A 17,506-nucleotide genomic window follows, 5' to 3' on the forward strand; every position below is an offset into this window, starting at 1 on the left:
CGGGCGCGGGCCGCGCTACTGTGGTGCGGTCCCATGGACATGTGTTCGTCGTATTTCCATCTCTACGTGCCGATTCGAGGTTTCCCGTGCGCCGTCCCGTGGCCACCCGCCGGACCCAGACCGCCCTCGCCGGGCTCGCCGCCGGCCTGGTGCTGTTGGCCGGCTGCTCGTCGTCGTCGAGCAAGCCCGCAGCGCCGAGCGGTTCCTCGGCCGGCTCCACGGCCTCTTCGGGGGCCTCGTCCGGTGCGCCGGCCGCCGCCGCGTTCGGGGTGCGCCCGAGCATCCAGGTGCCGGCCGGGCAGCCGGACGGCAAGCTCGGGGTGAAGGTGAAGATCCCCGGCGACGGGGCGAAGGTCACCGACGGCAGCGCCGTGGTGCTGCAGTACACCGCCAAGCTCTGGCGCGACGGTTCGGACCTGGGCAGCAGCTACGACCAGGGCCAGCACCCGGTCACCGCCGTCGAGGGCCAGGGCCAGATGCTGCCGGGCTGGGAGCAGGGGCTCAAGGGCCAGGCCGCGGGCAGCCGGGTGGAGCTCACCGTGCCGCCGGCGCTCGGGTTCGGCGCCAAGGGCAGCACCGACGGCAAGATCACCATCACCGGCACCGACACGATCATCTTCGATCTGGACATCGTCGGCGTGTACCCGTCGGCGCAGGCCGACATCCCGGCCGGCACCGGCGTGCTGAACGACCCGACGCTGCCGACCGTGGGCACCGCCGTGGGTACGGCCGACCCGAAGGTGACCATCCCGGCCGGCAAGCAGCCGCCGGCCGGCGCCGTCTACAAGCCGGTCATCGTCGGCAAGGGCCCGCAGGTGAAGAAGGGCCAGACCCTCGTGGTCCAGTACGAGGGCCTGGTCTGGCGCACCGGCCAGATCTTCGACTCCTCGTTCAGCAAGGGCAAGTCGATCTTCGCCACCCCGATCGGGGTCGGCGCGGTGGTGCAGGGCTGGGACGAGGGCCTGATCGGGCAGACCGTGGGCTCCCGGGTCCTGCTGGTGATCCCGCCGGACAAGGGCTACGGCGCGCAGGGCCAGCCGAGCGCCGGGATCCAGGGCACGGACACGATGGTGTTCGTCGTGGACATCCTGGACGCCCGGTGACGCGGCGGTGACCGCCGAAGACGCCCTGATAGCGTAACGAGAAGTCCACCCCCGAGCAGGATTGGGAACAGCAAGCCCATGAGTCTTGAAAAGCCTGAGATCGACTTCCCCGACTTCCCGGTCCCCGCGGACCTGGTCATCGAGGACATCACCGTCGGGGCCGGCGAGGAAGCCAAGGCCGGCCAGCAGGTGAAGGTGCACTACGTCGGCGTCGCCTACTCCACCGGAGAAGAGTTCGACGCCTCCTGGAACCGCGGCTCGGCCTTCGAGTTCCCGCTCGGCGGCGGCCGGGTCATCGCCGGCTGGGACCGCGGCGTGGCCGGCATGAAGGTCGGCGGCCGGCGCAAGCTCGTCATCCCGCCGCACCTGGGCTACGGCGACCGCGGCGCGGGCGGCGCGATCAAGCCGGGCGAGACGCTGATCTTCGTGGTCGACCTGCTCGGCGTGAGCTGAGCCAGCCGTTCTCGATGGCCGTCCCGGGCTCCGGGACGGCCATCGGCGTGTCCGGCGGCGTGTCCGGCGGCGGTGCGCCCCACCAGGCCAATCCGCGGCGAGTGGCCCGGGACCAGCCCTCCGACCTGCCCCGCGGCGCTCCCGGCGTGGCAGCATCGTCGGTATGCCTGTCGCGTCCTTCGCCGCGTTGCTGACCGTCTGGACCCTGGCCCTGCTGATCCCCGGCCCCGACTTCCTCGCCGTCTCCCACGCCTCGGTGGCGCGCTCCCGCCGCGACGCGGTCTTCGTCGGCCTCGGCGTCGCCGCCGCGATGGCGGTCTGGGCCACCACCAGCCTGGTCGGCCTGACCGTGCTCCTGGTCCGCTTCCAGCCGGTGTTCGAGGCGGTCCGCGTGGCCGGCGCCGCCTACCTGCTGTGGCTGGCCTTCCAGCTCCTGCGCTCGGCTGCGCGCCGCCGCGTGCACGGCCCGGCCGCCGGCGCCGCCGGCATCCGTCCCCGGGGCGCCGTGTCCGCCTTCCGGGCCGGCTTCCTGTGCAACATCGGCAACCCGAAGGCCGCCGTCTTCTTCTCCAGCGTCTTCGCCGCGCTGCTCCCGCCGCACGTGGACTGGGAGTACCGCACCGCGATCGGCGTCGCGATCCCGGCGATCGGCGTGGCCTGGTACGTGCTCGTGGCCTGCCTGTTCTCCGCCAAGCGCATCGCGGCGGCGTATGCCAGGGCGCGCCGGGTCGTGGACGCGGTGACCGGGACGCTCTTCGCGGTGCTGGCCGGCGACCTGCTGATCGCCGAGTAGCGGCACCGGGCCGCGTCAGCGGCCGGCAGCACCCGCGCGGCCCCGCACTACCCCAGCGTCAGCTCGGCGATCGGCGTCCCCGACAGCGTGTGCGCGCCGCCCGAGGGCTCGACCGACACCACCAGCGAGGCGGCGGGCGCCGGGATCGACACCACGACGATGTCGTTCTGCGGTGCGTCGAAGCGCGAGGTGCCCGCCTCCAGCGGCGGCTGGCCGGCGCCGGTGCGGTACCAGAACTCGTAGGTCCGTCCCGTCTTGAGCGCGGGCAGGTCGTGGCCGGTGATGGCGAACCGGTGGAGCTTGGGGGAGTAGAACGCGGTCACCGAGCCGCCGCCGGCCGCCGCCTGCTCGGAGGTCTGCAGGCCCGGCGTCCCCAGCAGGAACGCGACCGCCTTCTCGTTCGCCTCCGCCGACATCTGGCGGTCGTGCACGCGCAGCGTCGTCCAGGCGAACGCCGCGGCCGCCAGGCCGAACACGACGCAGCTCAGGATGAGGACCGGGACCGCCCGGAGCTTGCGCTCGACCGGCGTCACGCTGTGTTCCTCGTGGCCCGCGCCGCCGGCTTCCCCGATGCTGATACTGACTTCCCCGACGCCTTCTTCGGCCTGATCGTCGTCGATCCTGCCTTCTCCGACGCTCTCTTCCACGGACAACGTCCCTCCCGGGTCTCGCCATTCAGGAGTGCAGCATCCCATAGTGCTGACAGCGCGGTGCAGGTGGCTAGACCGCCAGTCGGCCTGCGCACGCCGAGGCGAGGAATGCCGCGTAGTCCTCGTCCAAGCCACGGCCCATGGTGCTCAGCTTTACCGGACAGGAACGCAGGGCCGCATCCAGTCCGTCGACCGGTACGCGAATCACCGCATGCCTCTGCTCCAACTCCGCAGTCTGCGAAGCGACGCTGCTCCAGAAGGGGTCGTCCAGGTCCGGGAGCGCTACCTCTGCGCGTGCCAACGCGACCTTTCCATACGCGGTGAGACTGTGGTGGCTCAGCCCTTGGTGCCGGTCGCGCTTATCCCCTGAGGACACCCGCAGTGCGGCGATCGGGCGGCCGTCGAGTACCGCCGCGGCATTGATGGCCTCGCCACACGCGATCCCTGAGAACCCCCACTCCGTTCCGGTTCCGAGGTTCCCAGGTCCCTGCGTGACGATCGCGACGTCTGCCTTTAACACGTGGCGCGCCGCGAGGAGGCCGCTGTGCACCGTCACGCACTCCAGATCCCCGCCGAACGCCTGCCCGACCGTGACGGTCCCCGCCGCGAGCCACCCTGCCGAACGCAGTGCGTCGACACTTCGTGAGAACCACAGGGGGAGCGCCCCTCCGTCAGTCATCACATAGGCGACGCGCGCAGAGGGGCGTTCAGCGCGGATCCCTGCGAGTACCGCAGGAAGAGCCGAGTGCAGATCCGCTACTACTACCGGCATCCCCTCCAGAGAAGACGCCGTCGCTAGCTCTGGGTAGCGCTCCTCAGCGCCGTCCGCAACGGTCTGCAACGGCGTATAGCGCGCCTTCACCATGTGTCCCTGTAGAGGGGCGTCCTCAGGGAGCCGTGCCGGGATCGCCACGACCAGCGCATAGCCGCCGGTTCCCAACCCCAGCTCCAGCGCCGTGACCGACAGCAGTACGTCGTCGCCGACCTCAGGCCGTCCGACAAGCGCTGGATAAGCGAGCGCGCGGAACATCTGCCCGTCTGCAGCCGTTACATCTACCTCTAGAGAACCGTGCCAGGCGCGGCCCACTACTGCCACCACCCCACGTCGCCACCGGATCACCCGCCCCACGCTACCTGTCCGGTGACCCTCTGTTAGCCGACCCGTCGTCACCCGCCCACCCGTCGCCCACCACCGCCCGTTGTGGGGACGCTTCGCGTCGCTGGTTCACTCGTTTGTGTTCGTCAATGTGTGCGACGCTGCGCCGTCCCACCGATTAGCGCTACCGTTCACGCGTAGCCGAGTTGTTGTAGGAGAGCGTCGATGCCCGCCACGAAGACCGAGCGGTTGGTGAACCTGGTCATCTGCCTGCTCGCGTCCAAGCAGTACGTGACCAAGGAGCGCCTGCGCGCCACCCTGGAGCCGTATCGGGAGTGCCCCACGGACGACGCTTTCGAGCGTATGTTCGAGCGGGACAAGGACGAGCTCCGCGAGATGGGCATCCCGCTGGAGACCGGCACCAACAGCGCGCTGTTCGAGGACGAGATCGGCTACCGCATCCCCAAGGACTCCTACAACCTGCCCGAGATCCGCCTGGAGCGGGACGAGGCGGCGGTGCTCGGCGTGGCCGCGCGCTTCTGGCAGCAGGCGGTCCTGGCCTCGGACGCCTCCTCGGCGCTGCTCAAGCTCAAGAGCGCGGGCATCGAGGTCGGCGACATCAGCCAGTCCGGCATCGAGCCGCGGGTGCGCACCGAGACCGGCGCCTTCGAACCGCTGCTGCAGGCCATCTGCGACCGGCGCCCGGTGTCCTTCCGCTACCGCAAGTCCGGCGAGGTGGACCCGGCGCTGCGCAGGGTCGAGCCGTGGGCCATCGACTCCTGGCGCGGGCACTGGTACCTGGCCGGCTACGACCGCGACCGCGGCGCCGACCGCATGTTCCGGCTGGACCGGATCGTCGGCGAGCCGGTGCTGATGGCCGGGCACCTGACCGAGCCGGTGCCCGACGACATGGACGTGCACGCCAAGGTCGCCGACTTCGCCTGGAAGCAGAACCGCAACGTCGGCACCGCCCGGCTGCGGCTGCGGGCCGAGACCGGCTTCCTGCTCCGCCGCCGCGCGACCGAGTGCGAGCAGGAGCTGCTGGACGGCGAGCCGACCGGCTGGGACGTGCTGACCGTGCCGCGCAACACCGGCATGGCCGGCTGGCTCGCCGAGTTCGGCCCCGACGTGCAGGTCCTGGAACCCCCGGAGCTGCGCGCCGCGGTGATCAACCGGCTGCGCGCCGCCGTCGAGGGCAACGCGCTGGCCGCCAGCGACGAGATGACGCACCCCGGAGCCCGGATCGGTACCCGTTCCAAGACCAGTACCCATTCCAAAATCGGTGCGCAGGCCGGCGCCGACCGCTCCGACACCGGCGAGATGACGGGAGCCACCCGATGAGCGGCGCCGCGGCCCAGGTCCGCCGGCTGTTGAACCTGGTGCCCTACCTGCTGGAGCACGAGGGCGCGAAGCTGACCGAGGTGGCCGGCGAGTTCAACGTCTCCGAGAAGCAGCTCCGCAAGGACCTGGAGACGCTGTGGATGTGCGGGCTGCCCGGCGGCCTGCCGGACGACCTGATGGAAGCGCACATCGGCGAGGGCGGCACCATCCACCTGGAGAACGCCGAGGCCATCGTCCGGCCGCTGCGCTTCTCGGTGCGCGAGGCGGTGGCCCTGCTGGTCGCCCTGCGCGCGCTGGCGCAGCTCCCCGGCGTCGCCGACCGCGACGCCCTGCTGCGCGCCATCGCCAAGCTGGAGGAGGCCGCCGGCGAGCGCGGCGCGGAGGCCTCGCAGCGGGTGACGGTCGCCTTCGAGGCGCGCGCCACCGTCCTGGACCGCATCCGCCAGGCCCTGGACTCCGGACGCCGCCTGCGGCTGGAGTACTTCGTCCCCTCGCGCGACCAGGTCACCGAGCGCGACGTGGACCCGATGCGCGTGATCCTCTCCGACGGCCACGCCTACCTGGAGGGCTGGTGCCGCCGCAGCGAGGCGGTCCGCGTCTTCCGCCTGTCCCGCATAGTGGCCATCGACGTCCTGGACGTCGCCGCCGAGATCCCGGAGTCCGCCGAGCCCCAGGACTTGGACGACGGCGTCCTCCGCCCGGCCGCGGACGACCCGCTGGTGACCCTGGAGGTCACCCGCTACGCCCGCTGGGTGGCGGAGAACTACCCGAACGAAGGCGTCGAGGAACTGCCCGAAGGCGGCCTGCGCATCGCCCTGCGAGCCCCCGACCAGGGCCGCATCCTGCGCCTGGTGCTCCGCCTCGGCGCCGACGGCCGCATCGTCGACCCCCCGGCCCTGGCCGACCAGGTCCGCAAGACCGCCGCCGAGGCGCTGGCCCTGTACGGAGACGCCGAGGACGCGGCGTGAGCGGAGCGGGGGAGCCGCACGACTGGTTCGGCGGGGCCCGGCCGGAGACGGCCGACCGTGCGCCGACTCCGGTCGCTGAGGCGTTCGGGCACCTGCGCAGGACGGACGAGGACGCGGCCGGCGAGTCGGACTGGTTCGCCGCGAGCGCCGCCGAGCAGCCTCCCGCCGCGAGTGTGCCCGCCGGACTCGCCGAGGTTTCCGCTGCGAGCGCGCCGGAGCGCATGCCCGCCGCCCCGGCTGCCAGCGCGCTCGGTGACTTTGCCGCCGCCGAACCCGCCGCCGAGCCAAAGCCTGAACCGGCAGCCCCGCCAGCTCCGGCCCCCGCTCCCGAAACCGACCCCCGCGTCCGTCTCCGAGCCCTGACCGGCGGCCTGGCCGACCTCTCCGACGCGATGGCCGCCATCGGTATCGAGTCCGTCGCCCTGCGTAGCGGACCCGAGCGCCCCGCCGCGCCGGCCCCCGCCCCGGCCGCCGACTTCCGGGTCCGCTGTCCGGACTGCGGACCGCAGTACGTCGCCGTCGCCGACGTCCGCTTCGTCGAGACCGGCGACGGCGCCGACGCCAACCGCTACCTGTTCACCTGCCCCGCCTGCGGTGCGCGGGTGCGCCGGCCGGCCGGGCCGGAGCTGGCCGAGATCCTGAAATCCGCCGGTGTGGCCACCCTCGCCCTGCGTCGCGGGCCCGGCCAGGCCCTATAGTTTCCTCACATGTACTGGGTCCTGCTGATCACGATCACCGCCGTCGTCGTCCTGGTGATCACCGCCGCGTTCGGCTGGCGGGTGTTCGCCGCGGCCAAGGGTCTGATCCGGGAGCTGAAGAAGACCTCCGCGGTCCTGAACGACGCGAGCGAGACATTGCGCGGTGTTCAGGAAATGGAAGGCGTCAAGGCGATGCGTGCACGGGCCCAGCACGATTAGTCTTCGCATCGTGGCCGTGTTCATATCCGTGACGCCCTTCTGCCCGGGGCGTGTCGCACTGAAGGGGGTCGGCCCGTGTTCATGAGGCTGATCGAGATCGGTCTGATCGTGGTGGCGGCCTGGGCGCTGTTCGGGCGCAAGCGGCTGCCCGATTCGGTGCGCAACATCCGCAAGTCGGCGCAGATCATGAAGTCGGAGATGCAGGCCGCGGCGGATGACGTGGAGCTGCCCGAAGCCAAGGTGATCCCCGGCTCGATCGTCGACGGCGGTGCCAAGCGCGCCGACAACGCCCAGAACTGAAGGACCTCCGAGACCATGACCACGCAGGCCAGCGCCAACGGGACCCGGCCCAAGGGCAAGAGCAAGCCGCCGAAGTCCGTGAAGGTCCCCAAGGACCCCGAAGGCCGGATGCCGCTCGGCGAGCACATCCGCGAGCTGCGCACCCGGCTGTTCCGCTCCTCCGTGGGCATCGCGCTGGGCGCGGTCGCCGGCTGGCTCGTCCACAAGCAGGTCATCCACGCCCTGACCCGCGCGGTCTGCGACACGAACGTCAAGGGCGTCGCCTACAACGTGACGAGCACCTGTAAGAGCGGCGTGCTGACCTCCTCGGGCACCACTTCCGGCATCGCGGTCGACTTCAAGGTCTCGCTGATGGTCGGCATGATCCTGGCCAGCCCGGTCTGGCTGTACCAGCTGTGGGCGTTCATCGCGCCTGGCCTGCACAAGAACGAGAAGAAGTACAGCCTGGGCTTCGTGGCCGTCGCGGTGCCGCTGTTCGCCGGCGGCGCAGCGCTGTGCTACGTGCTCGTCCCGCACGTCATGAGCGTGCTGCTCGGGTTCACCCCGTCCGAGTCGCCCAACGCGATCCCGCTGACCGACTACATCGGCTTCTTCCTGCGGATGGTGCTGGTCTTCGGCGCTTCCATGGAGGTGCCGCTGATCGTCGTGGCCCTGAACCTGACCGGCGTGCTGTCCTCCGAGCGCCTGAAGAAGTCCTGGCGTTACGTGACCTTCGGCATCTTCATCTTCGCCGCCGCCGCGGTCCCGACCGGCGAGCCGCTGGGCATGACGGCCCTGGCCGTCCCGATGTGCCTGCTGTACTACTCGGCCATCGGCATCGCGATCATGAACGACAAGCGCCGCGCCGCGCGCAACATCAACGCGAACCTGTCCCCGGACGAGGCCTCCGACCTCGACCTGAGCCCGGTCCCGGTGGACCAGGCGCGGCCGGTCGAGCAGGTCCGGCGCAGCTTCGACGACGACTACGACGACCTGACGTAGGCCCGGCGGCCGCCACCCGGCGCACGCCCGGGATAACGCGCCGGTCACGGCGCCATGACGGACGGGGCCACGCGCTGCTAGCGTTCGCGCGTGCCTAGCCCTTCCAGCCAACCTAGCCCTTCCAGCCAACACAGACCCGAACACGTCGTCGCCCTGATCAACCCCACGTCCGCCAAGGGCGCGGGCGCCGAAGCCGGCCGGCGCGCCGTGGCCGCGCTGCGGGCCGCCGGGATCGAGGTGACCGACGTCGTCGGCCGCGACGCCTACGACGGCGAGCAGCGGGCGAGCGACGCGCTGCTGAAGAACCACGAGGCGGCCCTGGTGGTGGTCGGCGGCGACGGCATGGTCTCGGCCGGCCTGCGGTTGCTGACCGACCACCCGGAGACCGTGCTCGGCATCATCCCGGCCGGCACCGGTAACGACACCGCGCGCAGCCTGGGCATCCCGCTGAAGGACCCGGAGGCCGCGGCGCGCGTCATCGCCGCCGGCGAGGTCGGCCGCATCGACCTCGGCGAGGCCACCGTCGGCGCCGGCACCTCCGCCGAGGTGGTCCGCCGCTTCTCCACGGTGCTGGCCTGCGGCCTGGACTCCAAGGTCAACGACCGGGCCAACCAGATGCGCTGGCCGCGCGGCAAGCGCCGCTACGACCTGTCGATGCTGCTGGAGCTGCCCCGTTTCAAGGCGCCGCGCTTCGGCATCCGGCTGGACGACCTCGAGCTGACGGACGAGTGCATGCTGATCGCGGTCGGCAACGGCCCCTCATACGGCGGCGGCATGCTCATCTGCCCCGAGGCCCGCATGGACGACGGCCGCTTCCAGCTCACCGAGGTCCGCAAGATCTCCAAGCCGACCCTGCTGACGATCTTCCCGAAGGTCTTCAAGGGCCGGCACGTGAACCACCCCAAGGTCGAGGTGCATCACGCCGCCGAGATCGAGCTGCACGCCGAGGGCGTCAGCTGCTGGGCCGACGGCGAGCGGATCGGCGCGCTGCCGGTGGCGCTGCGGACGCTGCCGGCGGCATTGCGCGTCTTTCGTCCCGCAGGGTGAGCACCGTCCGGACCGCCTCACAAACCTGAGGCGCAGCGATCAAGCTTGCGGTTAGGGTGGAGACATGTCATCGCCCGCTGAGCCCCTGCGGGCTCCCGATGTGCCTGCCCTCTCCGAGTTCCAGCGCTTCCGCGGCGGCTACGACTTCGACCTCGACGGGTTCCAGATCGAGGGCTGTCGCGCGCTGGAGGCCGGGGACAGCGTCCTGGTCGCCGCCCCGACCGGTTCGGGCAAGACCGTCGTGGGGGAGTTCGCCGTCCACCTGGCCCTCGCGCAGGGCGTCAAGTGCTTCTACACCACCCCGATCAAGGCGCTGTCCAACCAGAAGTACACCGACCTGGTCGCCCGGCACGGAGCGGCCAACGTCGGCCTGCTGACCGGCGACAACACGGTCAACGGCGAGGCGCCGGTGGTCGTGATGACGACCGAGGTGCTGCGCAACATGCTCTACGCCGGCTCCGGGACCCTGTCCGGACTCGGCTACGTGGTCATGGACGAGGTCCACTACCTCGCCGACCGCTTCCGCGGCGCGGTCTGGGAAGAGGTCATCATCCACCTGCCGGAGTCGGTGCGCCTGGTGGCGCTGTCGGCGACGGTGTCGAACGTGGAGGAGTTCGCCGGCTGGCTGCGCACCGTGCGCGGCGACACGAAGTCCATCGTCTGGGAGCACCGGCCGGTCCCGCTGTGGCAGCACGTGCTGTCCGGCAAGCGGATGTTCGACCTGTTCGCCAACGGCGCCGACGGCGAGGCGATGCCCGGCGCCAACGGCCAGGGCGGCATCTCGGCGGCCCGCGAACTGCGGGTCAACCCCGAGCTCGTGCGCCTGAACCGCGAGGGCTCGGAGTCCCTGTACAAGCGGGGCGGCCCGCGCGGCGGAGGCGGTGGCGGCGGTGGTGGCGGCAACCACGGCAACCGCGGCCAGCGCGGCCGGGTCAACCGGCGCGGCCGCGGCGGCTGGGTGCCCAGCCGGGTCGACGTGATCGAGAAGCTGGACAGCGAGGGCCTGCTCCCGGCCATCACCTTCATCTTCAGCCGGGCCGGCTGCGACGCCGCCGTCCAGCAGTTCCTGCACGCCGGTGTCAGGCTCCTGAACTCCGACGAGCGGGCCCGGGTCAAGACGCACGTGCTGGAGCGGACCGGCAGGATCCCGTCGGAGGACCTCAACGTCCTGGGCTTCCACGACTGGTTCGACGGCCTCCAGCGCGGCGTGGCCGCGCACCACGCGGGCATGCTGCCGACGTTCAAGGAGATCGTCGAAGAGCTCTTCGTCCAGGGCCTGGTCAAGGCGGTGTTCGCGACCGAGACGCTGGCGCTGGGCATCAACATGCCGGCCCGCACCGTGGTCCTGGAGGCGCTGACCAAGTGGAACGGTGAGAACCACGTCGACCTGACCGCCGGGGAGTACACGCAGCTCACCGGCCGCGCGGGCCGCCGCGGCATCGACATCGAGGGGCACGCGGTCGTGCTGTGGCGCCCCGACCTGGACTCCAAGGCGCTGGCCGGGCTGGCCGGGACGCGCACGTACCCGCTGCGCTCGTCGTTCAAGCCGTCGTACAACATGGCCGTGAACCTGGTCGGGCAGTTCGGCGCGGAGCGGGCGCGCAACCTGCTGGAGACGTCGTTCGCGCAGTACCAGGCCGACCAGGCCGTCGTCGGCCTGACCCGCCAGGTCCGCAAGAACAGCACGGCGCTGGAGGGCTACTCCGAGGCCATAACATGCCACCTCGGCGACTTCGACGAGTACATGGCGATGCGCCGCCAGCTCTCCGAGCGCGAGGCCGACCTGTCGCGTCAGGGCGCTGCGAACCGCCGTGCCGCGTCCCTGGAGTCCCTGGAGAAGCTCCAGCCGGGCGACATCATCGTGGTCCCGGCCGGCAAGCGCGCCGGCGTCGCCGTGGTCCTGGACCCGGGGATACCGGCCTCGACCGCGGGGCGCCCGAAGCAGGTGACCGGCGACGGCCCGCGCCCGGTGGTGCTGACCGTCGACCGCCAGGTCGTGCGGCTGTCGGTGACGGACTTCCCGAGCCCGGCGGAGCCGCTGGACCACATGCGCGTCCCGAAGTCCTTCAACGCCAAGTCCCCGCAGTCCCGCAAGGACCTGGCGGCGGTGCTGCGCAGCAAGGCCGGCGACAAGGAGATCCCGCCGTACCGCAAGACCCGCTACCGCGCCGAGGCGGCGGACGACACCGAGATCAGCCGCCTCCGCAAGGCGATCCGCGCGCACCCCTGCCACGGCTGCCAGGACCGCGAGGACCACGCGCGCTGGGCCGAGCGCTTCCACAAGCTGGACCGCGAGACCAAGCAGCTGGAGCGGCGCGTTGCCGGGCGCACCAACAGCATCGCCAAGGTCTTCGACCGCGTCTGCGGCCTGCTGGAGCAGCTGGGCTACCTGGACGGCGACGAGGTCACCCCGATCGGCAAGCGCCTGGGCCGCCTCTACACCGAGCTGGACCTGCTGACCGCGGAGACCCTGCGCGCCGGCCTGTGGGAGGGCCTGACCCCGCCGGAACTCGCCGCCTGCGTGTCAGCGCTGGTGTACGAGGCACGCCGCGCGGACGACGCGGGCCCGCCCCGCCTGCCGGGCGGCGCCGTCCCGAAGACCCTGGACGAGATGGTCCGCCTCTGGGCCAAGCTGGAGGAGCTGGAGACGGACCACCACCTGGAGTTCCAGCGCGAGCCGGACCTCGGCTTCGCCCTGCCGGCGTTCCACTGGGCCTCCGGCAAGGCGCTGGAGGAGGTGCTGTGGGACGTGGAGATGCCCGCGGGCGACTTCGTCCGCTGGTGCAAGCAGCTCATCGACCTGCTCGGCCAGGTCGCCAACGCCGCCGCGGAGCTGAAGGCCACCGGCGGGAAGACGAGCACGGTACGCGCCGCGGCCCAGGAGGCCATCGACGGCATGCGGCGCGGCGTGGTCGCGTACTCGATGATGAACGGCTGACGCGGGCGGCCGGGGGTGTGACCGAGGCCATGGCGACGGTGAACTCCGTCGACATATGTGTGGAGACATTCGGCGAACCGGCCAGCCCGGCGATCCTCCTGATCGCCGGCGCCGGCGGTTCGATGGACACCTGGGACCCGGACTTCTGCACGGCACTCGCCGCCACCGGCCGCCTCGTCATCCGCTACGACCACCGCGACACCGGCCGCTCCACGCACTACCCGCCAGGCGCCCCCGACTACAGCTTCTACGACCTCCTCGCCGACGCCACCGCACTGATCGACCGCTTCGCCCACGGCCGAGCGCACGTGGTCGGCATGTCGATGGGCGGCACCATCGCGCAGTACCTCGCCGTGGACCACCCGGACAAGGTGGCCGCCCTGGCGCTGGTCTCCACCAGCCCGATCTTCCCCGCAGGCCTGCCCCCGCTGACCCAACGCCTACTCGACGCCTACGGCCACATGCCCACACCGAACTGGGCCGACAAAGAGGCGACACTCGACCACCTCGTCCAAGGCGCCCGCATCCACGCCGGCCGCACCACCTTCGACGAGCACTCGGCGCGCGCCACCGCCCGCCGCATCATCGACCGCAGCCTCGACCTCCGCACCGCGGGCAACCACAACGCGATGAGGCAGGAGGCACGCCCGGAGCGCGACTTTCGGGCCCTGCTCGCCGAGGTGGCGGCACCGGCGCTCGTCATCCACGGCACAGACGACCCGATGCTGCCGCAGGAGCACGCGATAGCCCTGGCCGCCGCCATCCCGCACGCCGAGCTGATGTTGCTGGAGGGAGTCGGGCACCAGGCGCCGCCCCGCTCCAGCTGGGATCAGGTGATCACGGCACTGACCCGCTGACGCGACGCCCGGCAGCCTCGCATTCGCGACGATCGCAGGACTGTGGCACCGGGATGCCGGCGCTGTCGGTGGCCAACGCTATAAATGCGTATAAGGGGCGATAATTCCCTAACAAAATGGGCGCCCTTGCTTGATGTGTGGGTGTGGGTGGCTGGGGTGTGGTGGGTGCAACGGGTGCGGTTTGTTGGTGGGTTTTAGGAGCTTTTTACGGCTTCGCAGGGTTTTAAGAAGGATCCGCTGGGTGGCGCAGTTCGGTGGTGTGCCTGGGGATGCGTTGGCGGCCGGCGGTTGTTCATGTGCACGACCGCGCGCGGGTCCGGGTCACTGCGCACGCGTTTGGTCTGGCGGCTGGCGGCCGCGTGTGGTGGGTGCCTGAAAGTCAAGGGCAGGGCCTCCGGCGGCGCCTGCGCGGCGAGCGGCACTCGCTCCGGGGAGGGGGGCCGCGCTGTCTGCCGGCGGACACTGCTTGTGGTCGCCTATGTCCCGGGTTCCCCGTCGCATCGTCGCCTCACGGAAGCAGACCGGTCCGGTGGTATCAAGTCGGATCACACGCTGCTTGGGTCGGGTTTCATGCGACTTGACACCACCGGCCCGGTCAGCTTGGCTACGCCCGCCGACGCGACGGGGAACCCGGGACAACCCCGGCCTGTGGTGTGGACATGGTCCACTCGGGTGCGCACACCTGCGGGTGGTGACGTGGCGCGCCCAAGGGCGCGGGAATCCTTCCCACAGGTGGGGTTGTCCCGGATCCCTCGTCGCTGTCGGCGGTGCTTGCACAACCAGCCCGGACTGGCGGGGTCAAGCCGAACGAAACCCGACCACAGCAGCGTGTGATCCGGCTTTACCCCGCCAGGCCGGGATGGTTCCCTTTAGGGCGACGTCAGCGACGAGGGATCCGGGACGAGGTGACCAACACTCGAACCGCCGCCGAGGCGGGGGGTTGGGGATCCCTCAGAGTCTCGAGTGCCCCCGCCGGAGGCGCCTGCTTTTGACTTTCAGGCACCCACCACGCCCGACGATCGCCGCCTACGCAACGCATGCGCAGTGACTCGGACCGGTGCGTGGTCGTGCACAAGAACAACCGCCAGCCGCCAGCGCAACCAGCGGGGCACCACCGAACTGCGTCCCCCAGCGAGGTCACCAAACCTTAGGCGAAGCCGTAAAAAAACGCCTTTGACTGTCAACCCACAAACAAACCGCAGCCGCCACCAGCACCCACACATAGGTCAGCAGCGCCACAAAATGCCGCCGCCGAGCTCGCAGACCACGAGCCCCGCGCCACGACGGTCCGGCCAGCCCGCCAAGCGAGTACCGCCGGTCCCAACCGCGCCGCCGACCTCGCACACTGCGAGTCCGGCGCCGCCTCTACCGCCCGGCCATTCCCGACCGCGCCGCGCCGCCCCCTACCGCTCCGCCATCACCCGCGTCACCCGAGCCATCGCCGCCTTCACCCCGAACTTCTCCGCCAGCATCGTCGCCATCACCGGGTCCTTCGGCTCGCGCGGCAGCACGTCGTCGTGCTCCACCACCGGTGCGTCGCGCACGACGCGCACCACCGTCGGTGCCGCGTCCAGGTAGGCCACCGCCTCCGCGATGCGCTTGCGCTGCGCCGGCTTGAGCGTTGACGCCGGGTCCGTCGCCGCCGCGCGTACGCCTGCCAGGTCGCGGTACTGCGAGATCAGTGCGGCCGCCGTCTTCTCGCCGATGCCCTGGACGCCAGGGAGGCCGTCGCTCGGGTCGCCGCGCAGCGCGGCGAAGTCCGCGTACTCGCCGCCGCTGATGCCGTACTTCTCGCGGAGGACCGCGTCCGTGACCGGCTCAAGCTTGGTCACGCCCTTGCCGATGTTCAGGACGCGGATCTCGCGCGTGTCGTCGACCAGCTGGTACAGGTCGCGGTCCATCGTCACGACGTCCACCGGGCCGCGGCCGTCCCAGCGCTCGGCCAGGGTCGCGAGCACGTCGTCGGCCTCGAAGCCCGGTGCCTCGGCGCGGGCGATGCCCAGGGCGTCCAGCGCGGCCTCGATCACCGGGACCTGGGGGCTCAGCAGGTCCGGGACTTCTTCGACGTCCACGCCCGCCTCGCCCGCCGGCGCCTCCTCCAGTACCCGGTGTGCCTTGTACGACGGGATCGCCTCCACCCGGAACGCCGGGCGCCAGTCCGCGTCGAAGCACGCCACCAGCCGGTCCGGCTTGTACGTGGCGATCAGGTAGCTGACGGACTCCAGCGTGCCGCGTACCGCGTTCACCACCATCCCGTCGGGGGAGCGGATGGTGTCGGGGACGCCGAAGAAGGCGCGGAAGTACAGCGTCGGGGTGTCGAGCACCATCAGCCGCTCGGGGTTCTTCGCCATGGGCCGATCCTAGAGGGCCGCGCTGACTTGACCGGCCCGAAACCCGCGCCTCGGCCCGCGCCTCGGCCCGCTCCGATCGACCCGGTCCGATCGACCCGGTCCGATCGGCCCGGTCCGATCGGCCCAAAACATCTTTCAACCCCGCCACCCCGGAACATCACCACCCCATGGACTTCGTCAGGGAGCAGTTCATCGACCCGGTCAGCCACTTCCTGTACACCTACGTCCTCATCTACCTCCTCATCGGCGCCGGCCTCTACTTCACCGTCCGCACCCGAGCCGTCCAAATCCGCCTCCTCAAGCCCGCCCTCAAACTCCTCGTCGGCGACTCCTCCCGCACCCACTCCGAGAACGGCGTCTCCTCCTTCCAGGCCTTCGCCATCGGCCTGGCCTCCCGCGTCGGCACCGGCAACATCGCCGGCGTCGCCGTCGCCCTGACCGCCGGCGGCCCCGGCGCCGTCTTCTGGATGTGGGTCGTCGCCGTCGTCGGCATGGCCACCGGCTTCGTCGAGGCCACCCTCGCCCAGCTCTTCAAGCGCCCCGCCCCCGGCGGCGGCTTCCGCGGCGGCCCCGCCTACTACATGGAGACCGGCCTCGGCTCCCGACGCTCCGGCGCGGTCTTCGCCGTCCTGCTGGTCTTCACCTTCGGCATCGCCTTCACGATGGTCCAGGCCAACACCGTCGCCGACGTCCTGGCCGGCTCGCACGGCGTCTCCGCGCACTGGACCGGCCTGATCCTGGTCGTCCTGTCCGCCCCCGCGCTGTTCGGCGGGGTGCGCCGGGTCGCCAAGATCGCCGGCCTCGTGCTGCCCGTCATGGCCGTCGCCTACCTCCTGCTCGCCGTGGTCATCGTCGCGAGCAACCCGACCCGCGTCGTCGACGCCCTCGGCTGGATCTTCCGCGACGCCTTCGGCTTCGGCCCGGCGGCCGTCGGCGGCGCCTCCGGCCTGGCCGCCGCCATGCTGAACGGCGTCAAGCGCGGCCTGTTCTCCAACGAGGCCGGCATGGGCTCGGCGCCGAACGCCGCCGCGACCGCCGACACCACGCACCCGGCGAAGCAGGGCCTGCTCCAGTCCCTCGGCGTCGCGGTCGACACGCTGGCCGTCTGCACCGCGACCGCCATGATCATCATGCTCGCCGACCGGAGCGTCTACGACCCCGCGCACCCCGGCGCCGCCACCGGGGCCTCGCTCACCCAGGCCGCCGTGGTGAACCAGTTCGGCGACTGGAGCAAATGGCTGATGACCGTCATGGTCTTCGTGTTCGCCTATTCCTCGGTCCTGGGCAATTACGTCTACGCCGAGGTGAACCTGGACTACCTGCGCGTCTCGCGCACCGCCGTCCAGGGCTTCCGGGTCGTGGTCCTGGCCGCGGTCGGCCTGGGGTCGCTGCTGAGCCTGCAGCTGGTGTGGGAGTTCGCTGACGTCGCCATGGGCGTCATGGCCTTGATGAACCTGGCCGCGATCGCGCTGCTCGGCCGCTGGGCGTTCGGGGCGCTGCGTGACTACGAAGCGGGCGCCGCGCGCGGCGTGGATCCGACGTTCCACGCCCCCGGCAACGCTTACCTGCCAGAACCCCTACGCACTGATGTTTGGGTCTGAGCGGATCCAGCCCTTTTCATACGCTCCCTGATTCTCTACTGACCATGCGATCGTGTAGTGTGCAGCGCGTCGCGTACGGTCGCGTGCCGTCCGTGTCCCCCCACGCAAGG

The 17,506-nt window shown here is 71.1% G+C and carries 16 protein-coding genes; 13 read left to right on the plus strand and 3 right to left on the minus strand.

Translation table 11 applies throughout. The features are described 5' to 3' along the window. Positions 1–86 precede the first annotated feature (86 nt). The 3 genes from ABH920_RS39870 (at position 87) to ABH920_RS39880 (ending at position 2,349) form a co-directional block, all read left to right on the plus strand. The gene (locus ABH920_RS39870; RefSeq protein ID WP_370354497.1) at positions 87–1,103 is read left to right on the plus strand and encodes an FKBP-type peptidyl-prolyl cis-trans isomerase; all 1,017 of its coding nucleotides are present in this window, start codon (positions 87–89) and stop codon (positions 1,101–1,103) included. A gap of 78 nt (positions 1,104–1,181) precedes the next feature. Then, positions 1,182–1,556: an FKBP-type peptidyl-prolyl cis-trans isomerase gene (locus tag ABH920_RS39875; protein ID WP_370354498.1), complete on the plus strand. Its 375-nt coding sequence runs from the start codon at positions 1,182–1,184 to the stop codon at positions 1,554–1,556. Between the two features lie 163 nt (positions 1,557–1,719). Then, positions 1,720–2,349: a LysE family transporter gene (locus ABH920_RS39880; protein ID WP_194915876.1), complete on the plus strand. Its 630-nt coding sequence runs from the start codon at positions 1,720–1,722 to the stop codon at positions 2,347–2,349. Positions 2,350–2,396: 47 nt separating this feature from the next. On the opposite strand, the gene ABH920_RS39885 is transcribed toward ABH920_RS39880, so the two are convergent. Both ABH920_RS39885 and ABH920_RS39890 read right to left on the minus strand, forming a co-directional pair. Beyond that, positions 2,397–2,996: an anti-sigma factor domain-containing protein gene (locus ABH920_RS39885; protein WP_370354499.1), complete on the minus strand. Its 600-nt coding sequence runs from the start codon at positions 2,994–2,996 to the stop codon at positions 2,397–2,399. A 73-nt stretch (positions 2,997–3,069) separates the two neighbouring features. Further along, the gene (locus ABH920_RS39890) at positions 3,070–4,119 is read right to left on the minus strand and encodes a DUF3866 family protein (protein WP_370354500.1); all 1,050 of its coding nucleotides are present in this window, start codon (positions 4,117–4,119) and stop codon (positions 3,070–3,072) included. A 201-nt stretch (positions 4,120–4,320) separates the two neighbouring features. Between ABH920_RS39890 and ABH920_RS39895 the strand changes: the two genes are divergently transcribed. The 9 genes from ABH920_RS39895 (at position 4,321) to ABH920_RS39935 (ending at position 13,444) form a co-directional block, all read left to right on the plus strand. Continuing rightward, complete coding sequence (locus ABH920_RS39895) at positions 4,321–5,436, plus strand: helix-turn-helix transcriptional regulator (RefSeq protein ID WP_370354501.1); 1,116 nt, start codon at positions 4,321–4,323, stop codon at positions 5,434–5,436. Then, positions 5,433–6,404 (plus strand): helix-turn-helix transcriptional regulator, encoded by a 972-nt coding sequence (locus ABH920_RS39900; RefSeq protein WP_370354502.1) that lies wholly within the window; start codon positions 5,433–5,435, stop codon positions 6,402–6,404. Before ABH920_RS39895 ends, ABH920_RS39900 begins: the two co-directional genes overlap by 4 nt. Further along, positions 6,401–7,102: a hypothetical protein gene (locus tag ABH920_RS39905; protein ID WP_370354503.1), complete on the plus strand. Its 702-nt coding sequence runs from the start codon at positions 6,401–6,403 to the stop codon at positions 7,100–7,102. Before ABH920_RS39900 ends, ABH920_RS39905 begins: the two co-directional genes overlap by 4 nt. Before the next feature lie 9 nt (positions 7,103–7,111). Then, positions 7,112–7,321 carry a hypothetical protein gene (locus tag ABH920_RS39910; protein WP_370354504.1) on the plus strand — a complete coding sequence of 70 codons (210 nt, stop codon included), beginning with the start codon at positions 7,112–7,114 and terminating at the stop codon, positions 7,319–7,321. Between the two features lie 75 nt (positions 7,322–7,396). Continuing rightward, positions 7,397–7,621 carry a translocase gene (locus tag ABH920_RS39915; protein WP_370354505.1) on the plus strand — a complete coding sequence of 75 codons (225 nt, stop codon included), beginning with the start codon at positions 7,397–7,399 and terminating at the stop codon, positions 7,619–7,621. 15 nt (positions 7,622–7,636) lie between these two features. Next, the gene (gene tatC / locus ABH920_RS39920; RefSeq protein WP_370354506.1) at positions 7,637–8,602 is read left to right on the plus strand and encodes a twin-arginine translocase subunit TatC; all 966 of its coding nucleotides are present in this window, start codon (positions 7,637–7,639) and stop codon (positions 8,600–8,602) included. A gap of 90 nt (positions 8,603–8,692) precedes the next feature. Further along, positions 8,693–9,649, plus strand: coding sequence for a diacylglycerol kinase (locus ABH920_RS39925; RefSeq protein ID WP_370354507.1), 957 nt, complete (start codon positions 8,693–8,695; stop codon positions 9,647–9,649). 64 nt (positions 9,650–9,713) lie between these two features. Further along, positions 9,714–12,587 (plus strand): DEAD/DEAH box helicase, encoded by a 2,874-nt coding sequence (locus ABH920_RS39930; protein WP_370354508.1) that lies wholly within the window; start codon positions 9,714–9,716, stop codon positions 12,585–12,587. A 29-nt stretch (positions 12,588–12,616) separates the two neighbouring features. Then, positions 12,617–13,444, plus strand: coding sequence for an alpha/beta fold hydrolase (locus ABH920_RS39935; protein WP_370354509.1), 828 nt, complete (start codon positions 12,617–12,619; stop codon positions 13,442–13,444). 1,403 nt (positions 13,445–14,847) lie between these two features. On the opposite strand, the gene ABH920_RS39940 is transcribed toward ABH920_RS39935, so the two are convergent. Beyond that, entirely contained in the window at positions 14,848–15,771 is a 924-nt protein-coding gene (locus tag ABH920_RS39940) for a 5'-3' exonuclease H3TH domain-containing protein (RefSeq protein ID WP_370354594.1), read from the minus strand. Positions 15,772–15,962: 191 nt separating this feature from the next. Here ABH920_RS39940 and ABH920_RS39945 point away from each other — a divergent pair, with 191 nt between their 5' ends. Further along, complete coding sequence (locus ABH920_RS39945; protein WP_370354510.1) at positions 15,963–17,396, plus strand: alanine/glycine:cation symporter family protein; 1,434 nt, start codon at positions 15,963–15,965, stop codon at positions 17,394–17,396. Positions 17,397–17,506 lie beyond the last annotated feature (110 nt).

Source organism: Catenulispora sp. EB89 (assembly GCF_041261445.1).
Taxonomy (GTDB): Bacteria; Actinomycetota; Actinomycetes; order Streptomycetales; family Catenulisporaceae; genus Catenulispora.

Bases quoted from the DNA above. Each gene is read 5' to 3' on its own strand.
- ABH920_RS39930 (WP_370354508.1), top strand. From the start codon at position 9,714: ATGTCATCGCCCGCTGAGCCCCTGCGGGCTCCCGATGTGCCTGCCCTC.
- tatC (WP_370354506.1), top strand. From the start codon at position 7,637: ATGACCACGCAGGCCAGCGCCAACGGGACCCGGCCCAAGGGCAAGAGC.
- ABH920_RS39875 (WP_370354498.1), top strand. From the start codon at position 1,182: ATGAGTCTTGAAAAGCCTGAGATCGACTTCCCCGACTTCCCGGTCCCC.
- ABH920_RS39900 (WP_370354502.1), top strand. From the start codon at position 5,433: ATGAGCGGCGCCGCGGCCCAGGTCCGCCGGCTGTTGAACCTGGTGCCC.
- ABH920_RS39935 (WP_370354509.1), top strand. From the start codon at position 12,617: ATGGCGACGGTGAACTCCGTCGACATATGTGTGGAGACATTCGGCGAA.
- ABH920_RS39940 (WP_370354594.1), bottom strand. From the start codon at position 15,771: ATGGTGCTCGACACCCCGACGCTGTACTTCCGCGCCTTCTTCGGCGTC.
- ABH920_RS39880 (WP_194915876.1), top strand. From the start codon at position 1,720: ATGCCTGTCGCGTCCTTCGCCGCGTTGCTGACCGTCTGGACCCTGGCC.
- ABH920_RS39945 (WP_370354510.1), top strand. From the start codon at position 15,963: ATGGACTTCGTCAGGGAGCAGTTCATCGACCCGGTCAGCCACTTCCTG.
- ABH920_RS39910 (WP_370354504.1), top strand. From the start codon at position 7,112: ATGTACTGGGTCCTGCTGATCACGATCACCGCCGTCGTCGTCCTGGTG.
- ABH920_RS39895 (WP_370354501.1), top strand. From the start codon at position 4,321: ATGCCCGCCACGAAGACCGAGCGGTTGGTGAACCTGGTCATCTGCCTG.